General features: G+C 61.8%; 26 protein-coding genes. 13 read left to right on the plus strand and 13 right to left on the minus strand.

Annotation, left to right across the window (positions count from 1 at the left end):
* Window positions 1-230 precede the first annotated feature (230 nt).
* The 4 genes from K3762_RS08405 to rpiB all read left to right on the plus strand — a co-directional run bounded on the left by K3762_RS08405 (window position 231) and on the right by rpiB (window position 2,043).
* Window positions 231-767: a hypothetical protein gene (locus K3762_RS08405; protein ID WP_260012751.1), complete on the plus strand. Its 537-nt coding sequence runs from the start codon at window positions 231-233 to the stop codon at window positions 765-767.
* The gene (locus tag K3762_RS08410; RefSeq protein WP_259981209.1) at window positions 767-1,159 is read left to right on the plus strand and encodes a cell division protein ZapA; all 393 of its coding nucleotides are present in this window, start codon (window positions 767-769) and stop codon (window positions 1,157-1,159) included. The genes K3762_RS08405 and K3762_RS08410 overlap by 1 nt, the downstream gene beginning before the upstream one ends.
* Window positions 1,156-1,491 carry an MliC family protein gene (locus tag K3762_RS08415; protein ID WP_260012753.1) on the plus strand — a complete coding sequence of 112 codons (336 nt, stop codon included), beginning with the start codon at window positions 1,156-1,158 and terminating at the stop codon, window positions 1,489-1,491. Before K3762_RS08410 ends, K3762_RS08415 begins: the two co-directional genes overlap by 4 nt.
* A 102-nt stretch (window positions 1,492-1,593) precedes the next feature.
* On the plus strand, window positions 1,594-2,043 hold the full coding sequence (gene rpiB / locus K3762_RS08420) for a ribose 5-phosphate isomerase B (protein ID WP_260012754.1): 450 nt from the start codon (window positions 1,594-1,596) through the stop codon (window positions 2,041-2,043).
* Between the two features lie 176 nt (window positions 2,044-2,219).
* On the opposite strand, the gene grxD is transcribed toward rpiB, so the two are convergent.
* The 3 genes from grxD to K3762_RS08435 are packed head-to-tail and all read right to left on the minus strand — an operon-like array spanning window position 2,220 to window position 3,167.
* Window positions 2,220-2,582 carry a Grx4 family monothiol glutaredoxin gene (gene grxD / locus K3762_RS08425; RefSeq protein WP_120350907.1) on the minus strand — a complete coding sequence of 121 codons (363 nt, stop codon included), beginning with the start codon at window positions 2,580-2,582 and terminating at the stop codon, window positions 2,220-2,222.
* Between the two features lies 1 nt (window position 2,583).
* A complete protein-coding gene (locus K3762_RS08430; protein ID WP_260012755.1) occupies window positions 2,584-2,928 on the minus strand; it encodes a hypothetical protein in 345 nt (114 codons plus the stop codon).
* Between the two features lie 2 nt (window positions 2,929-2,930).
* Window positions 2,931-3,167 (minus strand): BolA family protein, encoded by a 237-nt coding sequence (locus K3762_RS08435; protein ID WP_067629149.1) that lies wholly within the window; start codon window positions 3,165-3,167, stop codon window positions 2,931-2,933.
* A 142-nt stretch (window positions 3,168-3,309) separates the two neighbouring features.
* Here K3762_RS08435 and K3762_RS08440 point away from each other — a divergent pair, with 142 nt between their 5' ends.
* The 6 genes from K3762_RS08440 to K3762_RS08465 all read left to right on the plus strand — a co-directional run bounded on the left by K3762_RS08440 (window position 3,310) and on the right by K3762_RS08465 (window position 11,296).
* Window positions 3,310-4,269, plus strand: a complete 960-nt coding sequence (locus K3762_RS08440) for an XdhC family protein (RefSeq protein WP_132443527.1) — start codon at window positions 3,310-3,312, stop codon at window positions 4,267-4,269.
* Window positions 4,266-5,267 (plus strand): molybdopterin-binding protein, encoded by a 1,002-nt coding sequence (locus K3762_RS08445; RefSeq protein WP_132443526.1) that lies wholly within the window; start codon window positions 4,266-4,268, stop codon window positions 5,265-5,267. Before K3762_RS08440 ends, K3762_RS08445 begins: the two co-directional genes overlap by 4 nt.
* A gap of 86 nt (window positions 5,268-5,353) precedes the next feature.
* Window positions 5,354-5,839 (plus strand): (2Fe-2S)-binding protein, encoded by a 486-nt coding sequence (locus K3762_RS08450; RefSeq protein WP_120350911.1) that lies wholly within the window; start codon window positions 5,354-5,356, stop codon window positions 5,837-5,839.
* 115 nt (window positions 5,840-5,954) lie between these two features.
* Window positions 5,955-8,330: a xanthine dehydrogenase family protein molybdopterin-binding subunit gene (locus tag K3762_RS08455; protein ID WP_260012760.1), complete on the plus strand. Its 2,376-nt coding sequence runs from the start codon at window positions 5,955-5,957 to the stop codon at window positions 8,328-8,330.
* 71 nt (window positions 8,331-8,401) lie between these two features.
* A complete protein-coding gene (locus K3762_RS08460) occupies window positions 8,402-9,190 on the plus strand; it encodes a xanthine dehydrogenase family protein subunit M (protein WP_132443524.1) in 789 nt (262 codons plus the stop codon).
* Between the two features lie 162 nt (window positions 9,191-9,352).
* Window positions 9,353-11,296, plus strand: coding sequence for an OmpA family protein (locus tag K3762_RS08465; RefSeq protein ID WP_132443523.1), 1,944 nt, complete (start codon window positions 9,353-9,355; stop codon window positions 11,294-11,296).
* Window positions 11,297-11,407: 111 nt separating this feature from the next.
* Here the strand turns inward: K3762_RS08465 and infC are convergent, their stop codons facing one another.
* Entirely contained in the window at window positions 11,408-11,956 is a 549-nt protein-coding gene (gene infC, locus K3762_RS08470; protein ID WP_067941840.1) for a translation initiation factor IF-3, read from the minus strand.
* A gap of 199 nt (window positions 11,957-12,155) precedes the next feature.
* Between infC and K3762_RS08475 the strand changes: the two genes are divergently transcribed.
* The gene (locus K3762_RS08475) at window positions 12,156-12,425 is read left to right on the plus strand and encodes a hypothetical protein (RefSeq protein ID WP_067629134.1); all 270 of its coding nucleotides are present in this window, start codon (window positions 12,156-12,158) and stop codon (window positions 12,423-12,425) included.
* A gap of 88 nt (window positions 12,426-12,513) precedes the next feature.
* On the opposite strand, the gene purF is transcribed toward K3762_RS08475, so the two are convergent.
* From purF to alr, 5 genes are all read right to left on the minus strand, one after another.
* Complete coding sequence (gene purF, locus K3762_RS08480) at window positions 12,514-13,998, minus strand: amidophosphoribosyltransferase (RefSeq protein ID WP_067629132.1); 1,485 nt, start codon at window positions 13,996-13,998, stop codon at window positions 12,514-12,516.
* Between the two features lie 245 nt (window positions 13,999-14,243).
* Window positions 14,244-14,798 carry a CvpA family protein gene (locus tag K3762_RS08485; protein ID WP_067629130.1) on the minus strand — a complete coding sequence of 185 codons (555 nt, stop codon included), beginning with the start codon at window positions 14,796-14,798 and terminating at the stop codon, window positions 14,244-14,246.
* 29 nt (window positions 14,799-14,827) lie between these two features.
* Window positions 14,828-16,195: a DNA repair protein RadA gene (gene radA, locus K3762_RS08490; RefSeq protein WP_120350916.1), complete on the minus strand. Its 1,368-nt coding sequence runs from the start codon at window positions 16,193-16,195 to the stop codon at window positions 14,828-14,830.
* Window positions 16,196-16,299: 104 nt separating this feature from the next.
* Window positions 16,300-17,097, minus strand: a complete 798-nt coding sequence (locus tag K3762_RS08495; RefSeq protein WP_120350917.1) for a DNA repair protein — start codon at window positions 17,095-17,097, stop codon at window positions 16,300-16,302.
* 280 nt (window positions 17,098-17,377) lie between these two features.
* Window positions 17,378-18,421, minus strand: coding sequence for an alanine racemase (gene alr / locus K3762_RS08500; RefSeq protein WP_132443522.1), 1,044 nt, complete (start codon window positions 18,419-18,421; stop codon window positions 17,378-17,380).
* A gap of 147 nt (window positions 18,422-18,568) precedes the next feature.
* Between alr and K3762_RS08505 the strand changes: the two genes are divergently transcribed.
* Together K3762_RS08505 and K3762_RS08510 are read left to right on the plus strand one after the other, a co-directional pair.
* The gene (locus K3762_RS08505; protein ID WP_240791530.1) at window positions 18,569-19,276 is read left to right on the plus strand and encodes a sterol desaturase family protein; all 708 of its coding nucleotides are present in this window, start codon (window positions 18,569-18,571) and stop codon (window positions 19,274-19,276) included.
* 100 nt (window positions 19,277-19,376) lie between these two features.
* The gene (locus K3762_RS08510; RefSeq protein ID WP_132443729.1) at window positions 19,377-20,684 is read left to right on the plus strand and encodes a dienelactone hydrolase; all 1,308 of its coding nucleotides are present in this window, start codon (window positions 19,377-19,379) and stop codon (window positions 20,682-20,684) included.
* Between the two features lie 48 nt (window positions 20,685-20,732).
* On the opposite strand, the gene K3762_RS08515 is transcribed toward K3762_RS08510, so the two are convergent.
* The 4 genes from K3762_RS08515 to pyrC form a co-directional block, all read right to left on the minus strand.
* Window positions 20,733-21,188 carry a DsrE family protein gene (locus tag K3762_RS08515; protein ID WP_132443520.1) on the minus strand — a complete coding sequence of 152 codons (456 nt, stop codon included), beginning with the start codon at window positions 21,186-21,188 and terminating at the stop codon, window positions 20,733-20,735.
* Window positions 21,189-21,363: 175 nt separating this feature from the next.
* Entirely contained in the window at window positions 21,364-22,866 is a 1,503-nt protein-coding gene (locus tag K3762_RS08520) for a replicative DNA helicase (protein ID WP_132443519.1), read from the minus strand.
* A 150-nt stretch (window positions 22,867-23,016) separates the two neighbouring features.
* Window positions 23,017-23,694 (minus strand): orotate phosphoribosyltransferase, encoded by a 678-nt coding sequence (locus tag K3762_RS08525; protein WP_132443518.1) that lies wholly within the window; start codon window positions 23,692-23,694, stop codon window positions 23,017-23,019.
* A 55-nt stretch (window positions 23,695-23,749) separates the two neighbouring features.
* Window positions 23,750-24,781 carry a dihydroorotase gene (gene pyrC, locus K3762_RS08530; protein WP_132443517.1) on the minus strand — a complete coding sequence of 344 codons (1,032 nt, stop codon included), beginning with the start codon at window positions 24,779-24,781 and terminating at the stop codon, window positions 23,750-23,752.
* Between the last annotated feature and the right edge of the window lie 6 nt (window positions 24,782-24,787).

Consider the following 24,787-nt stretch of genomic DNA (forward strand, 5'->3'; position numbering starts at 1 on the left):
GTACGGGCAGAGGTGAACTCTGCGCCTCAAGTCGCTGAAACGAAAGGGGGGGCGCAATTTGCCTGCGCTTTGGCTAGGATTGCGGAAACCGGCTGATCCGGGCGATTCGCGCGCGTGACATTGCGTGGGCTGCGCGCTATCTGCCGAATATGGCAGCCATAACGGGCCGCCGCCACGGGGCACGGCAGGCGAAAACGCCGCCGATAGAGCAGGACGAACGAGGAGACTTCATGCGGATGAGTGAACTTGAAGAATATCAACGCCGCATCACGGCCGCGATGGACCGGATGGCGAAGGGGCTGGATCAGCTCAACGCCGCCCCAGCCGAGCCGGATGAGGATATCGTGCAGGCGCTGGAAGACGAGCGGCAAGCCAACGCTCAGCTGACCGACCGGGTCAAAACCCTGAAGGAAAGCCATCAGGACGAATTGACCGCCCTGCGCGATCAGATGGAATTCAACAATGACCGGGTGACCCAGCTGGATATGGACGTGCAGCGTCTGCGTCAGGCGAATGAGCAGTTGTCGGCGGCCTGTGAACAGTTGCGCTTGGCCAATGCCGAAGGGCTGGCCGACCCCAAGTTGATCGACACCGCCGTTATTGCCGAGCTGGAAAGCCTGCGTGCCACCCGCGCCATTGAGATGGCCGAGATTGACGCCGTGCTGACGGCGCTGGCACCTCTGGTCGAAGACGGTGAGCCCGAACCCGAAGCACCCGCCGAGGATGACCGCGCCGAAGAAGAACCCAAGTCAGGAGGGGCCGACTGATGCCCGAAATACGGATCACCATTGGCGGCCGCCAGTTCGAGGTCGCCTGTCAGGAAGGTGAAGAGAGCTATCTGCACGCCGCCGCCAAGATGCTGGACGATGAAGCCCGCGTGCTGAGCGATCAAGTGGGCCGCATGCCCGAGGCGCGGATGTTGCTGATGGCCGGTCTGCTTTTGGCCGACAAAACCGCCAGCGTCGAAGACCGCATCGCAGAAGTGCGCGCCGAATTGGCCGAGCGTGAGGCCGAGTTGACCAGCCTACGCAACACCAAGATCGAGCCGGAGCGTATCGAAGTGCCCGTCGTGCCGCAGGGTGTCAAAGACACGCTTGCCGAGATCGCCGCACGGGCCGAAGCGCTGGCCGCCGAGATCGAAGAGAAGTCGGACAAGTGAGCACTTTGGTCAGAGCAGCCCTCTGCGCGCTGCTCTGGGCCGCGCCCGCGGGGGCCGAGACCACCGCCATGACCTATCTCTGTGACCGTGGGGTATCGGTGCCGGTGGTCTATGTCCCCGATGCCGATCCCGCTATTGCGGTGCTTTATATCGAAGGGCGGCTCATCCATTTGCAGACCATGCCCTCCGGCTCTGGCGCGCGATACGGCTGGCCTTCGGATGGGTCGTCCTATGAATGGTGGGAACATCAGGGCCGTGCGCGCCTTGGCTGGCACGAGGGGGCCAGTGACGCGATGACGCCGATCTATACGGACTGTGTGCCGCAAGATTGACCCCATGCGGGATTGCGGCGCGGGCGGCAATATGCTCTGGGGGGCGCGAAAAGTGCCCCTTGGGCGCTGGCTTTTGCGACCTAACAATCAGGACACCCTCCCATGACCGTGAAACCCCGCATCATCATCTCAAGCGACCATGCCGACATCGCCCTGCGCCAAGACATCGTGCGCCATGTGGCCGAGCGCGGTTTTGAGGTCGAAGACATCGGCCCGGCAACGGCAGAGAGCACGGATTACCCCAAACACGGCGAAGCCGCCGCACGACGCATCGCAGCGGGGGAGTTCGACCTTGGCATCCTGATCTGCGGCACGGGGCAGGGCATCATGATGGCGGCCAATAAGGTCAAGGGCATTCGCTGCGGCGTCTGTGCCGATACCTTTTCGGCCAAGATGATCCGGGCGCATAACGACGCGAATATGCTGTCGATGGGCGCGCGGGTGATTGGGGGCGGGCTTGCGCTTGAGATCGTGGATGCCTTTCTTGATACCGAGTTTGAAGGCGGGCGTCATGGCCGCCGCGTCGATATGATCACGGCGATTGAAGACTGAGGTTAAGGTGCTGCCGGGGCGCGCCCGTTTGGGGTGCGTTCGGGGCGGTTTTCGACACCGATTTTGCAGGGCGCTATCGCTGGTGGTGCTGCGCGGGGCGCCTGCAGGTGCCGGACAAAAAAACACCCCGGAGGGCCAAGCCGCTCCGGGGTGTTTTCGTCTAACCTGTGGTCGCTTTAACCGTTGGCTTCGCGGATCTTATCCGCAGCGTCCTTATCAAAGGTCACGCCATTCTCGGCAAAGAGCGTGTCCAACTCGCCCGAGAGCGTCATCTCGGTGATGATGTCACAGCCACCGACGAACTCGCCCTTGACGTAAAGCTGGGGAATGGTCGGCCAGTCAGAAAATTCCTTGATGCCCTGACGCAGGCCTTCGTCGGCCAGAACGTTCACATCGGCAAAGTTAACGCCCATGTAGTTCAGCACCCCGGCCACGCGGCTGGAGAAACCGCACTGCGGCATTTCCTTGGTGCCTTTCATAAACAGAACCACGTCATTCTTCGTGATTTGTTCTTTGATCTGGTTGGCGGCATCGCTCATGTCATTTGTCCTTCGTATCTGATTTCTTGAACGCAGCGTGATAGCGCCGCGCATAGGTTTCATCGTCGGCCCAGGGCTTCACATCCAACTCGGCCCCGCCGAGAAAGAACCCGCCCCGTTTCTTCGTCCAATTCGTCTGCCCGCGCTCAAGGCTCTCATTGCGCCGCGCGGTGCTGGCCACGGCATCCAAATCCAGTGCCTCCATTCCCAGCGGCACTTTGCCGGTCTCAGGGCGCGGAGGCTGGCGTTGCGAGAGCGGCACATGCCGCCCACGCCGCGCACGGTGCTGGGCATAGGCGGTGGCGGCGATCCCGCCCACAACAACCGCTGCGGCCCAGCCCCACATCGTTAGTCCGGCGTCCGCGTGGTCAGCGCCAGCGCGTGCAAATCGCCGTTTGATCCGTCCATCTTGCCCTTGAGTGCCGCATAGACAGCGCGCTGTTGTTGCACCCGGTTCATTCCACGGAAGCTTTCGTCAACAACCATGGCCGCCATATGCACGCCGTCATTGCCTTCGACGGTGATCTTGGCGTCCGGAAAGGAAGCGCGGATCAGGTCTTCGATTTCGCTGGCTTGCATGGGCATGGGGTGGCTCCGAGTGTTGTGATATCTTGGCCTAGATGTAGTGCCGCACTGCGCTGCGTGCAAGGCGAAGGCTTGTGCCGTTCTCGCATTGACCTTTGGCCGCGAAGCAACACACTCTGCCCCCGATAGGAAAGGAAACCAGATGGACCGGATCCCCGAGCAGGCGCTGAATTGGGCCGAGGCCGGACAGCCCGTGGCGTTGGCCACGGTGGTGGAGACATGGGGCTCTGCCCCGCGCCGCGCGGGGGCGCAGCTGGTGGTGGCGGGCGATGGCACGATGATGGGCTCGGTCTCGGGCGGTTGTGTCGAAGGCGCGGTGGTGGTTGAGGCGCTGGAAGCGCTGGAGGACGGGCGCACGCGGCTGCTGGAATACGGTGTCAGCGACGGTGATGCCTTTGCCGTTGGTCTGGCCTGCGGCGGCACAATCAAAGTGCTGGTGGAGCCAGTCGGGCCTGAGGCGTTGAGCCTTGAGATGTTGCGGGAATTGGTCGCGAAACGCGCAAGCCGGCAGGCCGTGGCCTATGAGGTTGCGCTTGACGGCAGCACCCGGCACCTGACCCACGACGGCCACCAAGACCGCTTCCGCCGAGACCGTTCAGGGGTAGAGGAAGACAGCAGGCGTTTCATTGCCATCCACAACCCGCCGCTGCGGCTGGTGATTGTCGGCGCGGTGCATATCGCGCAGCATCTGGTGCATATGGCGGGGGAGGCTGGGTTTGATCCGATTGTCGTCGACCCGCGCGAAGCTTTTGGCTCAGCCGCGCGCTTCCCCGACTGCCGGGTGATGAACGACTGGCCCGACGCCGCGCTGCGCGAGATTGGCCTCGATGCCCGCTCTGCCGTTGTTTTGCTGACCCATGACCCCAAACTCGACGATCCGGCGCTGCATGTGGCGCTTGGGTCAGAGGCCTTCTATATCGGCGCGCTCGGCTCGACCCGAACACAGGCCAGCCGCCTTGCGCGGTTGGAAGACGCGGGTGTGGCCGCAGATCAGGCTGCACGGATCCACGGGCCGGTCGGTCTCGACATTGGTGCTGCCAGCCCCGCCGAGATCGCCGTGTCGATCCTCGCCCAAATGATCCAAAGCCTGCGTCGCCCATGAGGTTCGGCCCGGTTCCCTTAAGCGATGCGCTTGGCGCGACGCTGGCGCATTCCGTGGCCGTTGCAGAGGGGCGTCTGCGCAAGGGGCGGGTGTTGGAGCAGCCCGATATCAACGCGCTTTTGGCTGCTGGCATCGAAGAGGTGATCGTCGCCCGGCTCGACCCCGGCGACATTGACGAAAACGCCGGTGCTGCCAGACTGGCCCAATCGCTCTGTGGTCAGGGTCTTCGCATGTCGAAACCCTTTACCGGGCGGGTAAACCTGCTTTCCGATGGGCCGGGTGTGGTGGTGATGGACCGCGCGGCGCTTGAAGCGGTCAACGCGGTGCATCCGATGATCACGCTGGCCACGGTACCGCCCCATCAACAGATGGGCGAGAACGGCATGGTGGCGACAATCAAGATCATATCCTACGCCGTGCCTGCCGAGGCGGTGGCGACCGCCTGCGCGGCTGCGGGAGAGGGCGCGCTGCGCCTTGCGCCACCCGTCTTGCGCAATGCGACACTTATCATTACCGATGTCCCCGGCGGCGCCGGAGAGAAGGGCCGCGCGGCGGTGGAGGGGCGGCTGAAAGCCCTGAACGTGACGCTGAAAGATGCCACAACGGTCCCTCATCGCACCGCCCCGCTGGCCAAGGCCATTGCCGCAGCCCAGACCGATCTGATCCTCATCCTCACCGCCTCGGCCACCTCAGACATCAATGACATCGCCCCGTCGGCCTTGCGCCATGCAGGCGGCGAAGTGACGCGTTTTGGCATGCCGGTGGACCCCGGCAACCTGCTCTTTCTCGGCCACCTTGGGGGCCGCGCGGTGATTGGCCTGCCGGGCTGCGCCCGCTCGCCTGCGCTCAACGGCGCGGATTGGGTGCTGTCGCGGCTGGTCTGCGGCATTCCCGTCACCAGCGCGGATATCGCGAGCATGGGGGTGGGCGGATTGCTCAAGGAAATTCCAACCCGCCCGCAGCCGCGAAACCCCGGCAAAAGCGCAGGTGGGGGCTGAGAGAAAGCCCTAGGAAAATATATGTTCTCAACTAGGGCTTGTCGTGCTTAACTGCCTCTAACAAGCGTCAGACTGGGAGGAAGAACATGACACAGGTCAATATGACCGTGAACGGCAAACCCGCGTCAGGGGAGGTCGAAGGCCGCACGCTGCTGGTGCATTTCCTACGCGATGATCTGGAACTTACCGGGACTCATGTGGGCTGTGACACCAGCCAATGCGGGGCCTGTGTGGTTCATGTGAATGGCAATGCGGTCAAAGCCTGCACCATGTTCGCGATTGAGGCTGACGGCGCCGAAGTCGACACCATCGAAGGGCAGGCGGCCCCAGATGGCACGCTCAACACCATCCAGCAGGCGTTTCAGGATCACCACGGGCTGCAATGCGGATTTTGCACGCCGGGCATGGTGATGTCGGCGGCTGCCCTACTCAAAGATAACCCGAAGCCCTCGGAGGCCGAGGTGCGCCATTACCTTGACGGCAATATTTGCCGCTGCACCGGGTATCATAACATCGTCAAAGCGATCATGGCCGCCAGTGGTCAGGACGTCAGCGCGCTGGCAGCAGAGTAAATCCAAGAACAGCGTCATGCTGAGCAGACCGGTGATGGCGGAGGGAGGACCACCAGAACCGGGCGCCGCGTGACAGATCAGGTGCATCCGCACCGCCACCAAACGGGAGGACGTTATGCCTAAGGATTTTGAACCGAGCAGCGGAATTGGTGCCAGCAGCAAACGACGGGAGGACATTCGCTTTCTCACCGGGTCGGGGCGCTACACGGATGATATTAACCTGCGCCGCCAGACCCATGTGTTTTTCCTGCGCTCCGACGTGGCGCATGGGCGGCTAACGGGGGTCGATACCTCTGCCGCCGAAGACATGCCCGGCGTGCTGAAGATTTTCACCGGCGCGGATTTTGCCGAAATCGGCGGCATGCCCTGTGGCTGGCAGATCACCGATAAACATGGCCAACCCATGCAAGAGCCGAAGCACCCGGTGCTGGCCCACGAAAAGGTCCGCCATGTGGGGGAACCAATCGCCGCCGTGGTGGCGGAGACTTTGGCACAGGCGCGCGATGCTGCTGAGGCAATCGTCGTAGACATCGACGAGCTGCCCGCCGTGGTCAACATGAAGGAGGCGGTCAAAGACGATGCGCCCAAGGTGCATGACGATCTGACCAGCAACCTGTGCTATGACTGGGGTTTCGTTGAGGAAAACAAAGACGCGGTGAACAAGGCCTTTGAGGAGGCCCACCATGTCACCACGCTGGAACTGGTCAACAACCGCCTTGTGGCCAACCCGATGGAGCCGCGCGTGGCCATCGGCGATTACGACCGTTCGGCGGGGGACCATACGCTTTATACAACCAGCCAGAACCCGCATGTGATCCGCCTGCTGATGGGCGCCTTTGTGCTGGGCATCCCCGAGCATAAGCTGCGCGTTGTGGCCCCGGATGTGGGCGGCGGTTTCGGCACCAAGATTTTCCACTACCAAGAAGAAGCCTTTTGCACCTTCGCCGCTAAGGCGGTGGGGCGTCCGGTGAAATGGACCTCCAGCCGGTCGGAGGCTTTCATGTCGGATGCCCATGGCCGCGACCATGTGACCAAGATTGAACTGGCGCTGGATGCCGACAACAATTTCACCGCGCTGCGCACCGATACCTACGCCAATATGGGCGCCTATCTTTCGACCTTCGCGCCTTCGGTGCCGACGTGGCTGCATGGCACACTGATGGCCGGAAACTATAAAACACCGCTGATCTACGTGAATGTTAAGGCGGTCTTTACCAATACCGTGCCAGTAGACGCCTACCGCGGTGCCGGGAGGCCCGAGGCGACCTATCAGCTGGAGCGTCTGATCGACAAGGCCGCACATGAGCTGAAGGTCGACCCGATCAAACTGCGCCGTCAGAACTTCGTGACGGAGTTTCCCTATGCCACTCCGGTGGCGGTGGAATATGACACGGGCGACTACAACGCCACGATGGACAAGCTCGAAGAGATCGCTGACCACGCGGGCTTTGAGGCGCGGCGCAAGGAAAGCGAATCCAAAGGCAAGCTGCGCGGCTTCGGTGTGAACTGTTATATCGAGGCTTGCGGCATCGCACCTTCGAACCTTGTCGGCCAACTGGGTGCACGTGCGGGCCTGTATGAAAGCGCCACGGTGCGGGTCAACGCGACCGGCGGGCTGGTTGTCATGACCGGCAGCCACAGCCACGGGCAGGGGCATGAGACCTCCTTTGCCCAAGTGGTGGCCGATATGATTGGCATCGATGAGAATATGGTCGAGATCGTCCATGGCGACACGGCGCGCACACCGATGGGCATGGGCACCTATGGCTCACGCTCGCTGGCCGTGGGCGGCAGCGCCATGGTTCGGGCGACGGAAAAGATCATCGCCAAGGCCAAAAAGATCGCCAGCCACCTGCTCGAAGCCTCGGAAGGGGATATCGAGTTGAAGGATGGGGCCTTCAGCGTGGCAGGCACCGACAAATCCGTGGCTTGGGGCGATGTGACGCTGGCGGCCTACGTGCCACATAATTACCCGCTGGAGGAGATCGAACCGGGGCTGGAGGAGACGGCCTTCTACGATCCGTCGAACTTTACCTATCCCGCAGGCGCCTATGCCTGCGAGGTCGAGCTTGATCCCGAAACCGGGCATGTCACGGTCGAGCGGTTCACCGCAGCCGATGACTTTGGCAACGTCGTGAACCCGATGATCGTCACAGGCCAAGTGCATGGCGGTTTGGCACAAGGCATCGGCCAGGCACTGCTGGAAAACTGCGCCTATGACGAGGACGGCCAATTGCTCAGCGCGTCTTACATGGATTACGCCATGCCCCGCGCCAGCGATCTGCCGTTCTATGACGTAGATCATTCCTGTCAGACGCCCTGCACCCACAACCCCTTGGGCGTGAAAGGCTGCGGGGAGGCGGGGGCGATTGGCTCACCTCCGGCGGTGGTGAACGCGGTGCTCGACGCCATGCGCTCGGGCGGGAAGGACATTGGCCATATCGACATGCCGGTCAGCCCCGCGCGGGTTTGGGAGGCGATGAATGGCTGAGCGCCTTGGCCTACTGAAAAGTGTATTGGACAAAGAGGCGACGCACGGGCGGCCTCTGGGAAGGATGAAAGATGTATGAATTCGAAGTAGAGTGCCCCAGCAGCGTGGCGGATGCGGTCAAGGCCTTGGGGCAGGAAGACGCGCAACCGCTGAGCGGGGGGCAGACGCTGATCCCCACGCTGAAGGCGCGGCTGGCGATGCCCTCGGTTCTGGTGTCGCTGGCGGGGATTGATGCGTTGAAAGGCGTGGAAATGCGCGATGGCGCGCTTTGGATTGGCGGCGGCACGACCCACGCAACCGTCATGCGCGAGGCCGCGGAAAGCTATCCCGCCTTGGCCAGCCTCGCCGCGCGGATCGGTGACCCGGCGGTACGCAACCGCGGCACGATCGGCGGATCGCTTGCCAATAACGACCCCTCTGCCTGCTATCCCGCCGGGGCCTTGGCCAGCGGAGCGACGATTGAAACCGACCGGCGCGAAATTGCGGCTGATGACTATTTTCAGGGCATGTTCACCACCGCCTTGGAAGAAGGGGAGATCGTGACCGGCGTGCGCTTTCCCATTCCGCATGCCGCGCATTACGAGAAGTTCATCCAACCCGCGTCACGCTTTCCGCTGGTCGCGGCCTATGTCGCCCGGTTCAGTGATGGGGTGCGCGTGGCGATCACCGGCGCGTCGAATGATGGTGTCTTCCGCTGGACGGAGGCCGAAGCCGCTTTGTCTGGCCGGTTTGAGGCTGGTGCCTTAGAGGGGCTCACCCTCGGTTCGGATGATATGATCAGTGATCTGCACGGCAGCGGCGCCTACCGCGCGCATCTTTGCGGCGTGATGACCCGCCGCGCTGTCGCAGCCATCGCCTGATAGTCGATAACACTTTGTAAACCTTTGCCGCGTCCCCGAATGGGGGCGCGGTATTTTCATGGGATAAGGTATTGATATTGGATAGCGGAACCAGCGCCCCCATTATGCGTTGGGTGACAAGCGCTGCCCGAACGGCGTTCCCGTAATAATGAGGACGTGAACATGAAAAACCTACTGAGATCTACGACTTCGCTGGGTCTGAGCCTTGCATTGGCCTTCCCGCATGGCGCTTTCGCTCAGGAGCAGAATCTGGCCGAATGCGGCCCCGTGGGCGAAGCGACAGAGTTTCCCTGCGCATTTGACGATCAAACGGTAGAGAACGCCGAAGAGTTGCGCGTCATCGCCGGGCTGAGCGCTGATGCGGATGCATCGGCGGAAGTGGAAGCCGAAGCGGAAGCTGAAGCTGAAACCGAGGCCGAAGCGGAACCCGGTTCTGTCTTGGATCAAGCCGCTGATGCGGTTGAGTCCACTGGCGATGCCGCCGCTGCCGCTGTAGACAGCGCGGTTGAACAGGCCGACGAAGCTGCTGATGCCGCAGAGGCGCAAGCTGAAGCTGCCGCCGAAGCTGCGTCGGAAGCCGAGGCCGAGGCGACTGCTGAAGCCGAAGTTGACGAAGAGGTAGAGGCCGAAGCGGAAGCAGAAGCAGAGGTTGAGCAAGAGGTCGAAGCCGAACCCGTCGTCGAGCAAGAGGCTGAAGTTGAAGCCGAGACCATGCAGGACGCGGAAGTTGAGGCCGAGGCCGAAACCACTGCAGAAGCCGAAGAAACTGCTGATACAGCCGTCGAGACCACCGAGCCGGTAGAAACCACCGAGCCTGTCGAAAGCGAGCTGGAGGCCGAAACTGCGACCGAAGCAGAAACGGTCCAGAATGACGAAGCTGCTGCCACAACCGCTCAGGATGCCGAAACCGAAGCCGAAATGAGCGGCGAAGCGGTGGGCGAAGAAGACAACGCTGGTCTGACCGAAGAGCAGATCCAAGCCCGTGAAGAGCGCCGCGAAGCCCGCCGTGCCGAGCGCCGCGAAGAGCGTCGTGAGGAACGCCGTGCCGAGCGTGAGGCCGCCGCAGCTGCGGCTGCCGCTGCTGCCGAAAACGATGCGGAAGCAGAAGTGGTAACCGAAGAAGTCACCGAAGAGGACGTGCGTACCTCGGACGAAGACTTCGACACCAAAGTGACCGCCGCCGGCGAAGCCGAAGCAGCGGCCTCAAACGATGACGACAGCGGGCTGTCGGACTTCGAGAAAGCCTTGCTGCTTGGCCTTGGCGCCGTGGCCGTGGGGTCGGTGCTGAACAACGGTGAAAAGATCGTCAGCCGTTCCGGTGACCGTGTGGTTGTTCAAGACGACACTGGTGAGCTGCGTGTTCTGAAGGACGACAATGCGCTGCTGCGTCGCCCCGGCGATGAAGTGCAAACGCAGACCTTCGACGACGGCTCCACCCGTACCATCGTGACCAAGAGCGATGGCAGCCGGGTCGAGACCATTCGTTCGCGCGATGGTACCGTGTTGCGCCGCACCAACTTTGACGCACAGGGCCGCGAGTACGTACTTGTGGATGACCTTGTCGAAGAGCGTGAAGTTGTGGTGAACGACCTGCCGCAGGTTCAGGAAACCCAGCAAGCTCAGCGCGCCAGCACGCAAGACGAAGCGGCGTTGCGTCAGGCACTGCAGACGGAATTGCGCAACGATCAGGGGCGGACATTCTCCCTGCGTCAGGTGCGCGAAATCCGTGAGGTGCGCTCTCTCGCGCCGCAGTTGGAATTGGACGCCGTGCGCTTCCCCACAGGCTCCGCTGCGATCCAGCCTGAGCAGGCCCGTTCGCTTGCCAATATCGGCACCACGCTGCGTGACTTGATCCAAAAAGATCCGCGCACCGTGATCCTTGTCGAAGGGCATACGGATGCGGTTGGCGATGCGAGCTACAACCTCGCCCTGTCGGACCGCCGTGCAGAGACCGTTGCACTGGCTCTGACGGAGTACTTCGATGTACCGCCTGCCAACCTGATCACGCAGGGCTACGGTGAAAGCCAGCTGCGCGTGCCGACGACGTCAGCGGAACCTGCGAACCGCCGTGCGGTCGTGCGGAACATTACCGGTCTGCTGCGTTAAGCAGACCTACCCCTAAAATGAAAACGCCCCCGGAGCGATCCGGGGGCGTTTTGCGTTATGGGCTGTAAGTTGATCAATCGGGCCCGCCGGGCGGACCCGACACAGAGCGGATCACTTGTTGGGCAGGGGCCCGATCACCATGACCATCTGGCGGCCTTCCATCTTGGGGAAGTTCTCAACCCGGCCGATGTCTTTGGTATCCGCAGCAACGCGCTCCAAAAGCTCACGACCCAGGTTCTGGTGCGCCATCTCACGGCCACGGAACCGTAGGGTGACCTTCACCTTGTCGCCACCTTCGAGAAACTTGAAGACATTGCGCATCTTCACATCGTAGTCATTCGTATCCGTATTGGGACGGAACTTGACCTCTTTGATCTCGATGATCTTCTGTTTCTTGCGGGCTTCGCTCTCGCGCTTTTGCTGTTCATATTTGAACTTGCCGAAATCCATGATCTTGCACACGGGCGGCTTGGCATTGGGCGAAATCTCGACAAGGTCGAGCCCAGCTTCTTCGGCCATTTCCATGGCACGCTGAGGCGTCACAACGCCGACGTTTTCGCCGTCCGCCCCGATCAGGCGGATTTCATTGGAGCGGATCTTGTCGTTGACGCGCGGGCCGGTGTCACGTTGGGGCGGCGCGTTATGAGGTCTGCGAGCGATGGTGATGGTCCTTTGATTGTTACCTAATTCGAGAATGCAAGGTAAACCCGCAGGGGGGCATCTTCAAGCCGCAAAATCGCGCTATGCGTGGGCTTTGCGGCGATTTACCCTTGATCTGGGGCGAATGTGGCGCAATTGACGGCTATGCGGCCCCGGGGGTAATCTCTAACGTCGCGGGGCGTAGATTAAGGGGAATGGAATGAAGAATCTGGTCTGGTTGGTCGTGGCGGCGTTGATTGCGCTGGCGGGCTATATGCTTTTCACCGGCAAAGGGCCGCAGGAAGTGGCCATCGAAGCCTCTGAGGCGATAAATGCCCCAGAGGTGGCCGAGGATGTGACCAATGCCGCCGAAGACGCGGCAGAGGCGATCACCGATACGGTCGACGCCGCCGGAGAGGCGATCAGCGACGCCGTGGATGATGCGACGGACAGCGCCAATGATGCGGCCGAGCCTGCGGCGCAAAACTAAGCAAGCGACCCCGCGAGGGTGGTAAAAAACAAGGCCGCGTCCGGGGTTCCGGGCGCGGCCTTTGCTTTGATAAAATCTGTCTCGCAGGTTATTCGGCGGCGGGCTTCATCTGGAACCCTTCCTTGACCTGATCGGCAGGGGTGACCGGGTAGTCGCCCGAGAAGCAGGCGTCGCAATACTGCGGGCACTCGGCCTTGCGGCCTTCGGCTTCGCCCACCGCGCGGTACAGACCGTCGAGCGAGATGAACTTGAGGCTGTCGACCTGTAGGTGATCGCGCATCTCGTCCTCGGACATGGTCGCCGCCAGCAGCTTTTCGCGCTGCGGGGTGTCGACGCCGTAGAAACAAGGCCAAGCCGTGGGCGGGGAGGCGATGCGGAAGTGAACCTCGGCGGCGCCAGCGTCGAGGATCATCTCTTTGATCTTGCGCGAGGTCGTGCCGCGCACCACCGAGTCGTCGACCAAGATCACCCGCTTGCCCTTGATAAGCGCACGGTTGACGTTGAGCTTGAGGCGCACACCCATGTTGCGGATCTGCTCTGTCGGCTCGATGAAGGTCCGGCCCATATATTGGTTGCGGATGATGCCCATCGCGTAGGGAATGCCGGATTCAAGACTGAAACCAATCGCTGCCGGGGTGCCACTGTCGGGCACGGGGCAGACGAGATCGGCGTCAACCGGGCTTTCCTTGGCCAGTTCGCGGCCAATATTCTCGCGCGTTTCATAGACCGAGCGACCGCCGAGGATGCTGTCGGGGCGGCTGAAATACACATGCTCAAAAATGCAGAAACGCGAGGCGACGCGCCGGAAGGGGAAGTGGCTTTCGACGCCTTTCTCAGTGATTACCACCATCTCGCCCGGCTCGATCTCCCGCACGAATTCGGCCCCGATGATGTCAAGCGCGCAGGTTTCAGAGCTCAGCGCCCATCCATCGCCGACACGGCCAAGAACCAGCGGGCGAACCCCCAGCGGATCGCGCACGCCAATCAACTTGGTGCGGGTCATTGCCACGACAGAAAAGGCCCCTTCGACCCGGCGCAGCGCATCTTCCATCCGTTCGGGAATGTTGCGCTGCAACGACCGCGCCATCAGGTGAATGATGCACTCACTGTCCGAGGAAGACTGAAAGATCGAACCGCGTTCGATCAGCTCGCGGCGCAGCGCGTTGGCATTGGTGATGTTGCCGTTATGCGCAATCGCGGCACCGCCCATGGCAAACTCGCCAAAGAAAGGCTGCACATCGCGGATCGCGGTGGGGCCTTTGTTGCCGGAGGTGGAATAGCGCACATGTCCGATGGACAATTCGCCGGGCAGGGTCTGCATGATATCCTGCGAGGTGAAGTTATCACGGACATAGCCAAAGCGGCGGGCCGATTGGAAACCAGCTTCGGGATCGTAGCTGACGATGCCGCCTGCCTCTTGTCCGCGGTGCTGGAGGGCGTGGAGGCCAAGGGCCACGAAAGTGGCGGCATCAGCAACGCCAACCACGCCGAAAACGCCGCATTCCTCCTTCAGTTTATCCTCATCTCCGCTGTCGCGCAGGTAGGATGTGTCAAAGGGATGGGCGGGTGGCATGAGCTTGGACAACGGGGCAACTCCGAATCCGGGTGGGGTCGGTGCCTATGTAGGGGCTTCGCACCCGACTGTCACCCCGCATGTCGCACGCAAGGAGCGACAGGCGCGATAAAGCGTGCCGAGGGGTCGAGAACTGGGCAGCAGGTGCACCGCTGCCAGTCCCGGATGTGCCCCAAACGCAAAACAGGCGGCCCGTTGTTCTGGCCGCCTGTCTAAAACGATAGTGTTAAGAGTTTGTGAACGCTTTAGGCGCTACATTTCCCAACGAGCGCCTCATAACGGTTGGTGATCCAACCAAGCGCCTCTTGTGGGTCTTTTTCTTCGATCTGGCCGGTAAAGCGCGAGAATACAGCAGCGGAGCGGCTGTTTTCGACCATTGTCGTGCGCTCACCCGTGATGACCGTGTCGTAGACGAAGAAGGCAATCGCCACCAAAAGCACGCCGCGCACGACGCCGAAAATAAAGCCAAGCCCTTGATCAAGGCCGCCCAGCATCGAACGATGCACCAACGAAGAGAACAGCGGGGTGAAAAGTGAGACCACGATCAACGCGGCGGCAAAGACCAATGCGAATGCACCGATCACCGACAATTCGCAACTGTCGGCAAGGAATTCGCCAACATAGGGCAGCTCACGCACCAGCGGCTCAACCTGCGGCGCAAAGAGAAAGGCCAGCACTGCCGCTGCAATCCAGCCGACAATCGCCATCAGCTCGCGCACCAGCCCGCGGCCATAGGCCAGCAGTGCCGATAGCACGATGACCACCGCGACCACCCCGTCAATAATGGTAAAACCGTCCATGCGCGTTCTCGCCCTCGTCTAAGGGGGGATCAGCCCGCCCCGAAAATTTCGCCAACAAATCCGGTCAGATCGCTCATCGTATTCAGCGCAATTCCGGTCGCACCCACGGCTTTCCCGCCGCGCGGTGCAATAGCGCTCGTAAAACCAAGTTTTTGCGCCTCTTTCAACCTGTTTTCCGTCTGGCTGGCGGGGCGCAGCGCACCGGACAGGCTGATTTCCCCGAAAACAACGGTTTCGGCGGGCAGGGCCGCGTCTTCTCGGGCCGAAAGGATCGCGGCAGCCACGGCCAGATCGGCGGCAGGCTCCGAGATTTTCATGCCGCCGGCCACATTGAGGTAGACATCCAGCCCCGCAAAAGGAATCCCGCAGCGCGCCTCCAACACCGCGAGGATCATCGCCAGACGGCCCGAATCCCACCCCACCACGGTGCGGCGCGCCTGGGAATGGGGCGAGGGGGCAACAAGCGCCTGAAGCTCGACCAAGACGGGCCGCGTGCCTTCGATGCCCGCAAAGACCACCGACCCGGGGGAGGGTTGGCCGCGTTCCGACAAAAACAGCGCCGAGGGGTTGAGGACCTCAGACAGACCGCCGCCCGTCATCTCGAACACGCCGATTTCATCCGCCGGGCCAAAACGGTTTTTGACCGCGCGCAGGATGCGGAATTGGTGGCCCCGTTCGCCTTCGAAATAAAGCACGGTGTCGACCATATGCTCAACCACCCGCGGCCCTGCGATCTGGCCTTCTTTGGTGACGTGGCCCACGAGGATCACGGCAACCCCGCGCCGTTTGGCGAAACTGGTCAACTCATGCGCCGCGGCGCGCACCTGACTGACCGAGCCCGGCGCGCTTTCGACGTTATCGGCCCACATGGTTTGAATGGAATCGATGATGGCAAGCTGCGGCCGCTCGGCTTCCAACGTGGTGAGGATATCGCGCAGGTTGGTTTCCGCCGCCAGTTTGACCGGCGCTTCGGAAAGGCCCAGCCGTTGGGCGCGCATGCGGACCTGCGCGCTGGCTTCCTCTCCGCTGACGTAAATCGTCTTTAGACCCGAATTCGCAAAATGGGCGGCGGCTTGAAGCAGGAGGGTTGATTTGCCGATGCCCGGATCGCCGCCCACAAGGATCGCCGAGGCGGGCACCAAGCCGCCGCCCAGAACGCGGTCCAATTCGGCAATACCGGATTGCGCGCGCGGTGGCGGGGTTTCTTGGGTGGCAAGGTCGGTGAGTTCAATGGCAGAGCCGCGCCGTGCGCCCAAGGATTTGCTGGGCGGGCCTGCGGAGATGCCCTTGTCTTCGACGATCGAATTCCAAGCGCCACAGGCGTCACAGCGCCCGGACCATTTGGAATGTTTCGCACCGCATTCGGCGCAGGAAAAACTGGAGGAGGATTTGGCCATGGGCCCTTTTCGCGCAGGTGCCGGATGGCGTCAAAGGAAAAGCATCCGGCCTTTGGGTGATGATCCCGGGGGGGAACCCAATGGGCCGGATGCTGCCGCCGGTGTTACTCGGCAGCTTTGGGAGGCAGATCGATCACGATATTGTCGAGCGATGTCGGCTCCGGCTGGCGCTCGGGGGCTTCGGTTTGCACCACACGTTCGAGGCCAAGCTCCGGCATGATCTCACGCATCTCGTCACGCAGGCGCTCAAGCTGGGCTACGGCGACGCTCTCTTCGAGTTCGACTTCGTGGAGCCAATGTTTCATCTCTGTCGAGATGGCTTTGGCCTGATCCAGACGGCTGTTGAACAACTCGACCTCTTCTTGGCGCTGTTTCAGGAAGCTGCGTGCACGGGCCAGTTTCTCATCCGAGTAAACTTCGGCCAGATCGCGGGCCACGTGGCTCATTTGTGCGGCCATTTCCAGCACGGCGGGCTCCAGCGTGCTGAGGTCGGGGTGATCGCGCAGATAGGCCAGACGTTCGCGCACCGAATCAAATTCCGAACTCATCTGAAAGGTTTCCGCACGGTCGGCAGCGTGCACGGCACCGTAGGCGCGGGCCACGTCCTGCATGCCAACATTGAACTGGCGGTGCGAGGTTTCAAGCTGCATGACGCGACGGTTGGTGGGCAGGAAAAAACACAGGCCCACGGCAAGAGCGGTCAAGGTTAGCTGGGCGTACATCCCAGCGTTTTCAACAGGCTCGCCGCCATATCGAAGGTCAAGACTGATCCAATCCCAAAGGCCGATCCCGGCCATGATGCTGGCCATGGTGAGGGCAAGGGCCGCGAGGGCAAAGACCACAACGGCCAGCCGTTGAAAGGCGAATTGGATGAGGTAGGCGAATGAACGAAGCTGGGACATACTTTCTCCCCCCTGGAAGAGCTACTAAGCAAGTTTCTGCCGACCAACGCCTCTTTATCCTTCTTTGTTCCCATTCAGTGCGGAATTATGCTGAGGATTTAACGCAGTTTTGCCCACATTATGGCACAACCTCAGGTTTTTCGTAAACTTTTTGCAGTGATTGGGGTGATTTACCTGTCGACTGCCGAAGACGGGCGGGGCAGGCCTGTGGGAAAATAGCCACGCTAAAGCGCCGCCGATCTGCAGTCCACTCAATACGAAACGGGGGAAAGTCGCCGAACTATTCGGCGTAGGTCCGCGCGTATCTCGCCCCGAGCGAGGTGAGCATTTCGTAGCCGATCGTCCCGGCCCAATCCGCCAGATCATCGACACCCTGCTTTGGCCCCAGCAATTGCAAAGTCGCGGGGACTTCATCCAACGCAGAGACATCCACCGTGATCAGATCCATCGACACGCGCCCGACAATCGGCAGCGAAATGCCGTCATGTTGGAAAGAGGCCGCGCCGACTGCATTGCCCATGGCGCGCTGGAGCCCGTCGGCGTAGCCCGCAGCGACGGTGGCGAGCTTCACCGTGCTCTCTGCCGTCCATGTGTTGCCATATCCCACAGTCTCTCCCGGGGTGACGTTGCGGGTTTGGATCACCGGCACATCAAGGGTGACCACAGGCCGCGCATCGGTGAAGGGCCGCCCGCCATAAAGGCCAATCCCGGGCCGCGTGACATCGAAGTGATAATCAGAGCCCAGCAGGATGCCCCCCGTGGCAGAGAGCGAGCGCGGGACGTCGATCCCTTGGGTCATCTCGTGAAAGCTGCGCAGCTGCGCGTCGTTCATCTCGTGTCCCGGTTCGTCTGAGCAGGCCAGATGCGACATGATCAGCGAGGGGTTCTGGCTGAGTGCGATGTCGCGCAGGGCCGCCCATTCCGCAGGCTCCATCCCCAGCCGGTTCATGCCGCTGTCGAGTTGAATGCCAAAGCCATGGCCGGGCAGGGTCTCAAGCTGGCGCAAAAGCTGCTCGGTCGAGTTGACCATCGGCGTCAAGGCGGCACCGGCAATTGCCTCGGCGTCGCCTGCCATATGACCGGAAAAGACGTTGATCACCGGGCCTTCGCCCAAAGCCTGCCGCAGTGCTACGCCTTCTTCGGCCAAGGCCACAAAGAACTGCCGCGCGCCAGCCTCGGCCAAGGCTGTCGCCACACGGGGCGCACCAAGGCCATAGCTGTCGGCTTTGACCACGGCGCCGGTCTCGGCCCCCGTCATGCGGTCAAGGGCGCGCCAGTTGTCGGCGATGGCTTGCAGGTCGATGGTCAGGGTCGCTTTGCTCATGGGCGGATGTGGGCCAGAATGCGGGGGGAGGTCAAGCGGCCAAGGGCACCTAACGTCATGCGCGACAGGGGCGAGGGGGATTTGTTACACTTTTGCCTGCCGGATGCGCAGGATGGGGAGGTCAGGCGGATGTCACGGATCAGGATCATGTTTGGCCACGCGGGGGTATCGCTCATGGCGCTGGCCGGTGTGGTTGCCTTTGGCGCGATGCTCTGGGGGGCGCCGCTGTGGTGCTGGGCGCTGGTGCCGCTGGGGATCGCGGCGCAGATGCTCAATGAATACAACCTGCACCGGCATGTCTTTCACCTTGATCCGCCGAAACGGCAATGGGCCTTTGATCTGCTCTACCGCGCGCATTACGGGCATCATGATTTTCCCACCAATCACGGGCTGTTCTTTGTGCCGCTTTGGGTCGCTTTGCCGATGCTTGTGGGTAATTTCCTTTTGGTTTGGGGCATTGCGGCGCTGCTGGGGTTTGACGCAAGCCTTTGGATTGCCACGGCAATCGTACCCTTGGGTGGGGTGCTGACCTTTCTGGGCTATGAGTGGTTCCACATGACGGCGCATCTGACGGTCCCCAAAACGGCGGTCGAGCGGCATGTCACGCGGCTGCACAACCAGCATCACTTCCGCGACTTCAACAAGTGGTTCCACGTCAGCCCCGGCGGAGAGATTATCGACCGCGCCATGGGCACGGATATCGACACCGAAGCCTTGAAACAGCAGCAGCGCATCGCCTTTATCCGCACCTTGGGCATGAAACCCGATGACCCAAGGCTGTTGGCCGCCCGCGCCAAATTCGCCGGGAGGTATGGGCTCTCTGAGGCAGAAGTGGCCCGCGCCGCGCGGGGGTAAGTGTGAAACTTCCGTAACGTCACGGCTAGGGCGCTTGCTTGCCTCCGCAACGCAGGTAGGCTCGGGCCTATCCAAGGGAGGACGAACCATGCATAGACATATGACCACCACGGCCCTGCTTGCCGCCAGCCTTACCGCAGGGGCGGCGCAGGCGGAGAATCGGATCGACCGACAATTGCCGAACGCGCCCGAACTCGCGGCCTATGGCGACCACGCGGTGGGCGTGCGCACGCTTGAGATGGTCAACCGCGATCAGATCGACATACTCGCCATCGACCCGGCCGCCGATAAGCCCGATGAGATGCCGCGCTATGACCGACCTTTGACCGTTGAGATGTATTACCCTGCCGCCGAGGGCGCGCAGGGCGAAACCGCCTTCAAAGCCTATCTGCGCGACGGCACCACCGAGGTCACGTTGCAGGGACAGGCGATGCGCGATGTCGATCCGGCCTCGGGCGAGACCTTTCCGCTGGTCCTGATCAGCCACGGCTATCCGGGCAACCGCTATCTGCTGTCGCATCTGGCCGAGAACCTCGCCTCCAAGGGCTATGTCGTGGCCTCCATCGACCACACCGACAGCACCTACCGCACGCAGGCGGCCTTTGGCTCGACGCTGGTGAACCGCTCGCTGGACCAACTCTTTGTGCTGGAGCAGATGGCGCAAAAAGCCGCGGAGGGTGGCGATTTTGCAGGGCTTTATGACGCCGAGAACACCGGGCTGATCGGCTACTCCATGGGCGGCTACGGCGCGATCATCACCGCAGGCGGTGGCGTGACCGAGGCTTCTGTAGGCTACACATGGGGTGGGCCGCATGGCACATTGGGCATTCATCAGGCCGGGTCAGACACCCACGACGCCCTGCCTGATCCGCGCATCAAGACGGCCGTGGCCTTTGGCCCTTGGGGCATGAACCGGGGCTTTTGGGATGCCGAAGGTCTGGCGGGTGTGCAGATCCCGATGCTCTTTATCGCCGGATCGCAGGATGACACATCGCTTTACGAAGACGGCATTCGCGCGATTTGGCAAAACACCTCAAACGTCGACCGTGCGCTGCTGACCTATATGAACGCAGGCCATAACGCCGGCGCGCCGATGCCTGCGCCCACGGAGTCCTATTACTTCAGCGAGGACAAAGGGTTCAACATTTCAGAACATTACACCGATGCGGTTTGGGACACGGCGCGGATGAACAATATCGCCCAGCATTTCGTGACCGCATGGATGGATAGCCATCTGAAGAATGATGCCGAGAAGGGGGGCTACCTTGATCTGGTAGAGGATTCCAACGCTGGCGTCTGGTCTGTCGAAGACGACGGGACCGAAAAGGACGACCACAGCTATTGGAAGGGTTTCGCCGAAGGCAGCGCCAAGGGGCTGATGTATGAGACCCGCGCAGCGGGAGAGTGACAAAACGAACGCCCGGGGGGAGTGTTCCCCCCTCCCGGGCGGTACGGTTCAAGGTTTGATGTAGGTGTAGCCCATCTGTTGCAGGCGCGACAGTTCCGCCACGCCGGAGGGCACGATGTCTTCCTCCCACACATCATAGAGATCATCCTCATAGCTGATCTCGCGGCCGCGCAGGGTGTTGTTGCAGACGTGAAAGCTGACGTTCTGCCCTTTGAGCGATGATACGGTTGTCTGCATCTTGTCGATGCCCTTGGCATCGGCCAAGAGGCTCAGCCCATTGCCATGCAGCACGACCTTCACGTCGATATTCTCGGCCCCGACGGCATTGATGTGGTTCTGAATGTTGCGCATGGCCCCCAGATGCGCTTTGGAGCCTTCGCCGCCGTTATAGTTGATGTGATAGACGACTTTCTGCTTGCCGTAACGCTCGGTCTCTTCGGCGTGGAGCGCGAAGGCAAAGCTGGTGGCGAGCATCAGACAGATGGCGCGGATGATATTGGTCATTTTGGTCCTCCCAAGGTGAGTGACGGTACTGGCGCGAGGCGCAGAACCGCCCATCTAGCCTAACGGCAGTTTGGGGCAATCCAAATCATTCATTCAAGTATGTGAATTTGATGAGGAGGGGAACGATAGGAGAGTGCCACCGCCCCGAAAAGAGCAGTGGCCATAAATCGAGAGATTAGAATTCCTGATCGTCGTTGCCGCCGCCTTGCTGCCACGGCTGCACAAGGTTGCCGAAGCGGGTAAACTTGCCCTCAAAGCTAAGGTCTACCGTCCCAATCGGGCCGTGACGCTGCTTGCCGATCACCACTTCGGCGCGGCCGTGCAAGCGTTCCATCTCTTCCTGCCACGCGGCCATCTTGTCCAACTCGTGATCGCCGGGCTTCTCACGTTCCTTATAGTATTCCTCACGGTAGACGAACATCACCACATCAGCATCCTGTTCGATCGAGCCGGATTCACGCAGGTCCGACAGCTGCGGACGTTTATCTTCGCGGCTCTCCACCTGACGCGAGAGCTGCGAAAGCGCGATCACCGGAATGTCGAGTTCCTTGGCGATGGCCTTGAGACCCATGGTGATTTCCGAGATTTCGTTCACCCGGTTTTCCGATTTGCCGGTGCCGCGGACCAGCTGCAGGTAGTCGATGATCAGCACATCAAGCCCGTGGGTCCGTTTGAGCCGCCGCGCACGGGCGGCAAGCTGGCTGATCGGCAGGGCGGGCGTGTCGTCGATGAACAGCGGGCAGGCTTCCAGTGCTTTGGCGGCATCGACGAAGCGGCGGAACTCGGTCTCGGTCATGTCGCCCGAACGGATCTGTTGGCTGGGGATCTCGGCGGCTTCCGACAGGATCCGCGCGGCAAGCTGTTCGGCGCTCATCTCAAGGCTGTAGAAGCCCACCACGCCGCCGTCGACCGCGCCTTCGGTGCCGTCGGGCTTCATCCCGCGTTTGTAGGCTTTGGCCACGTTGAAGGCGATGTTGGTCGCAAGCGAGGTTTTCCCCATCGATGGACGGCCCGCAAGGATCAGAAGGTCAGAGCGGTGCAGACCGCCCAGTTTCTTGTCCATGTCGATCAGCCCGGTGGAGACGCCTGAGAGGCCGCCGTCACGCTGGTAGGCGGCGTTAGCCACGTTGACCGCATCTGTCACGGCCTTGAGGAAAGACTGGAAACCGCTTTCGACCTGACCCTGTTCGGCCAGCTTGTAGAGTTCTTGCTCGGCCTCGACGATCTGCTCGCGCGGCTCGGAGGCGACATCGACCTGCGCGGCCTTGGCCGAAATGTCGCGGCCCAGCTGGATCAGGTCGCGGCGCACGGCGAGGTCATAGATCATCTGCGCGTAGTCGCGCACCGCAAAGGCGCTGATCGCAGCCCCCGCAAGACGGGCGAGATAGGCAGGGCCGCCCAGCTCCTTCAGCCCCTCGTCGTCCTCCATAAAGGCTTTGAGCGTGACCGGAGAGGCGAGGTTGTTCTTGGCGATCCGCTGGGAGGCGATGTCGAAGATGCGCGCGTGGACCGGCTCGTAGAAATGCTTGGGGCCAATGACTGAGGCCACGCGGTCATAAACGTCGTTGTTGGTGAGGATCGCACCCAGCAACTGCTGCTCGGCCTCGATCGAATGCGGCATCGATTCCGGTGCCTGCACGGCCAATTGGTTCGCGTTCAGCGATGTAATTTCGTTCATGACCTCACCCATTTCTACCCAGATGGTCGTCATAGCCAGTGGGGTCGTCCGGCGCAAATTGTATCTTTTGTGGATATCTTTATCAACAAACGGCCCCACCACATTTTGCCTTGTGGAGGGGCCTTGGGTCAACATCTTGCGGAAATTCGGTTAACTTTTGCGGGATTCCTGCCATTCGCGCGGGGCGTTCAGGAAGGCTTCGACTTCGGTCAATGTTGCCGCGTCAAAGGCGCCTTGTGCGCGCGCTTCGGCCAAGACATCCCACCATGTGCACAGCGCATGAAGCGTAACGCCATGGTCACCAAGGGTCTTTTCGGTTTGTGGGAAAATGCCGTAGTGGAAGATCACGGCGGTATGGGCGCAGCTTGCGCCGGTTTCCCGAATCGCGTCGACAAAGCTGAGCTTTGAGCCACCATCGGTGGTCAGATCCTCGACCAGCAGCACGCGTTGGCCTTCGGTCATGTCACCTTCGATCCGCGCGTTGCGGCCATAGCCTTTGGGCTTTTTGCGCACATAGGTCATCGGCAGCGCCATCCGCTCGGCGACCATGGCGGCGAAGGGGATGCCTGCGGTCTCGCCACCGGCGATATTGTCGAAAGCCTCAAACCCCGCGTTGCGCATCACGGTGACGGTGAGGAAGTCCATCAGCGTCGACCGGATGCGCGGGTGGGAGATCAGCTTGCGGCAGTCGATATAGGTCGGGGACGGCAGGCCCGAGGCCAGTGTGAAGGGTTCATCCGCGTTGAAATGCACCGCGCCGATCTCCAGCAACATGCGCGCGGTGAGGCGGGCCATTTCTTCGGGGCTGGGGTGGCTGGTGGGGATCATGGCAGGCGTCCTTGGCTGGGGAGAGGTCGGATCGGTATTTAAGAAAGGATGAAGATTAGGTGGTCCAGTGCAGATCGAAGCCGGGGTCGAAGACCGTGACCGGGCCGTCGGGGGTGTCGATGCTGGTGGGGTGTTTCGGTGTTTCGTGGCGCAGGGTGATGCGAGTCTCGTTTGGCGGCAGGCCATAGAAGGCGGGGCCGTTGAGCGAGGTGAAGGCTTCGAGCTTGTCGAGGGCGCCGTCCTCTTCGAAAACCTGTGCGAGGATCGACATTGTGTTGGGCGCGGTGAAGCAGCCGGCGCAGCCGCAGGGTTGCAGCTTGGCGCCATCGGTATGGGGCGCGCTGTCGGTGCCGAGGAAGAAGCGCGGATCGCCAGAGGTGGCCGCTTGGCGCAGGGCGAGGCGGTGGGTCTCGCGTTTGGCCACGGGCAGGCAGTAGTAATGCGGGCGGATGCCGCCAGCGAGGATGTGGTTGCGGTTGATCACGAGGTGATGCGTGGTGATCGTGGCCGCAAGGCCGCTGTCGTTGCTGCGCACGTAGTCGGCGGCATCGGCGGTGGTGATATGTTCCATGATCACGCGCAGCGCAGGATGCGCGCGGCGAATTGGGTCGAGCACGCGGTCGATGAAGACGGCCTCGCGGTCGAAGATGTCGATCTCGCTGTCGGTGACTTCGCCGTGGGTGCAAAGGGGCAGGCCAATCTCGGCCATACGGTCGAGCACCGGGGCGACCTTGTCGAAGTTGGACACGCCGCTGGCGGAGTTGGTGGTGGCGCCGGCGGGGTAGAGTTTGACCGCGTGGATGAGGCCATCGGCATGGGCGCGGGCCACGTCGTCAGGGTCCGTGTCCTCGGTCAGGTAGAGGGTCATCAGCGGGGTGAAATCGGCACCCGCAGGCAGGGCGGCCATGATGCGGTCGCGGTAGGCGGCGGCTTGGGTGCCGGTGACCACCGGGGGCACGAGATTTGGCATGATGATGGCGCGGGCAAAGTCGCGGGCGCTATGGGGCAGCACGGCGCGCAGCATGTCGCCGTCGCGCAGGTGCAGGTGCCAGTCGTCGGGACGGCGGATCGTGAAGCTTTGTGTCATGGCCGC

The organism is Sulfitobacter sp. W074, from assembly GCF_025142275.1.
Lineage (GTDB): Bacteria > Pseudomonadota > Alphaproteobacteria > Rhodobacterales > Rhodobacteraceae > Sulfitobacter > Sulfitobacter profundi.

Coding starts and splice junctions, on each gene's coding strand:
- K3762_RS08405 (WP_260012751.1), top strand. CDS start 231: ATGCGGATGAGTGAACTTGAAGAATATCAACGCCGCATCACGGCCGCG.
- K3762_RS08410 (WP_259981209.1), top strand. CDS start 767: ATGCCCGAAATACGGATCACCATTGGCGGCCGCCAGTTCGAGGTCGCC.
- rpiB (WP_260012754.1), top strand. CDS start 1,594: ATGACCGTGAAACCCCGCATCATCATCTCAAGCGACCATGCCGACATC.
- grxD (WP_120350907.1), bottom strand. CDS start 2,582: ATGAGCGATGCCGCCAACCAGATCAAAGAACAAATCACGAAGAATGAC.
- K3762_RS08430 (WP_260012755.1), bottom strand. CDS start 2,928: ATGTGGGGCTGGGCCGCAGCGGTTGTTGTGGGCGGGATCGCCGCCACC.
- K3762_RS08435 (WP_067629149.1), bottom strand. CDS start 3,167: ATGCCCATGCAAGCCAGCGAAATCGAAGACCTGATCCGCGCTTCCTTT.
- K3762_RS08440 (WP_132443527.1), top strand. CDS start 3,310: ATGGACCGGATCCCCGAGCAGGCGCTGAATTGGGCCGAGGCCGGACAG.
- K3762_RS08445 (WP_132443526.1), top strand. CDS start 4,266: ATGAGGTTCGGCCCGGTTCCCTTAAGCGATGCGCTTGGCGCGACGCTG.
- K3762_RS08450 (WP_120350911.1), top strand. CDS start 5,354: ATGACACAGGTCAATATGACCGTGAACGGCAAACCCGCGTCAGGGGAG.
- K3762_RS08455 (WP_260012760.1), top strand. CDS start 5,955: ATGCCTAAGGATTTTGAACCGAGCAGCGGAATTGGTGCCAGCAGCAAA.
- K3762_RS08460 (WP_132443524.1), top strand. CDS start 8,402: ATGTATGAATTCGAAGTAGAGTGCCCCAGCAGCGTGGCGGATGCGGTC.
- K3762_RS08465 (WP_132443523.1), top strand. CDS start 9,353: ATGAAAAACCTACTGAGATCTACGACTTCGCTGGGTCTGAGCCTTGCA.
- K3762_RS08475 (WP_067629134.1), top strand. CDS start 12,156: ATGAAGAATCTGGTCTGGTTGGTCGTGGCGGCGTTGATTGCGCTGGCG.
- purF (WP_067629132.1), bottom strand. CDS start 13,998: ATGCCACCCGCCCATCCCTTTGACACATCCTACCTGCGCGACAGCGGA.
- K3762_RS08485 (WP_067629130.1), bottom strand. CDS start 14,798: ATGGACGGTTTTACCATTATTGACGGGGTGGTCGCGGTGGTCATCGTG.
- radA (WP_120350916.1), bottom strand. CDS start 16,195: ATGGCCAAATCCTCCTCCAGTTTTTCCTGCGCCGAATGCGGTGCGAAA.
- K3762_RS08495 (WP_120350917.1), bottom strand. CDS start 17,097: ATGTCCCAGCTTCGTTCATTCGCCTACCTCATCCAATTCGCCTTTCAA.
- alr (WP_132443522.1), bottom strand. CDS start 18,421: ATGAGCAAAGCGACCCTGACCATCGACCTGCAAGCCATCGCCGACAAC.
- K3762_RS08505 (WP_240791530.1), top strand. CDS start 18,569: ATGTTTGGCCACGCGGGGGTATCGCTCATGGCGCTGGCCGGTGTGGTT.
- K3762_RS08510 (WP_132443729.1), top strand. CDS start 19,377: ATGACCACCACGGCCCTGCTTGCCGCCAGCCTTACCGCAGGGGCGGCG.
- K3762_RS08515 (WP_132443520.1), bottom strand. CDS start 21,188: ATGACCAATATCATCCGCGCCATCTGTCTGATGCTCGCCACCAGCTTT.
- K3762_RS08520 (WP_132443519.1), bottom strand. CDS start 22,866: ATGAACGAAATTACATCGCTGAACGCGAACCAATTGGCCGTGCAGGCA.
- K3762_RS08525 (WP_132443518.1), bottom strand. CDS start 23,694: ATGATCCCCACCAGCCACCCCAGCCCCGAAGAAATGGCCCGCCTCACC.
- pyrC (WP_132443517.1), bottom strand. CDS start 24,781: ATGACACAAAGCTTCACGATCCGCCGTCCCGACGACTGGCACCTGCAC.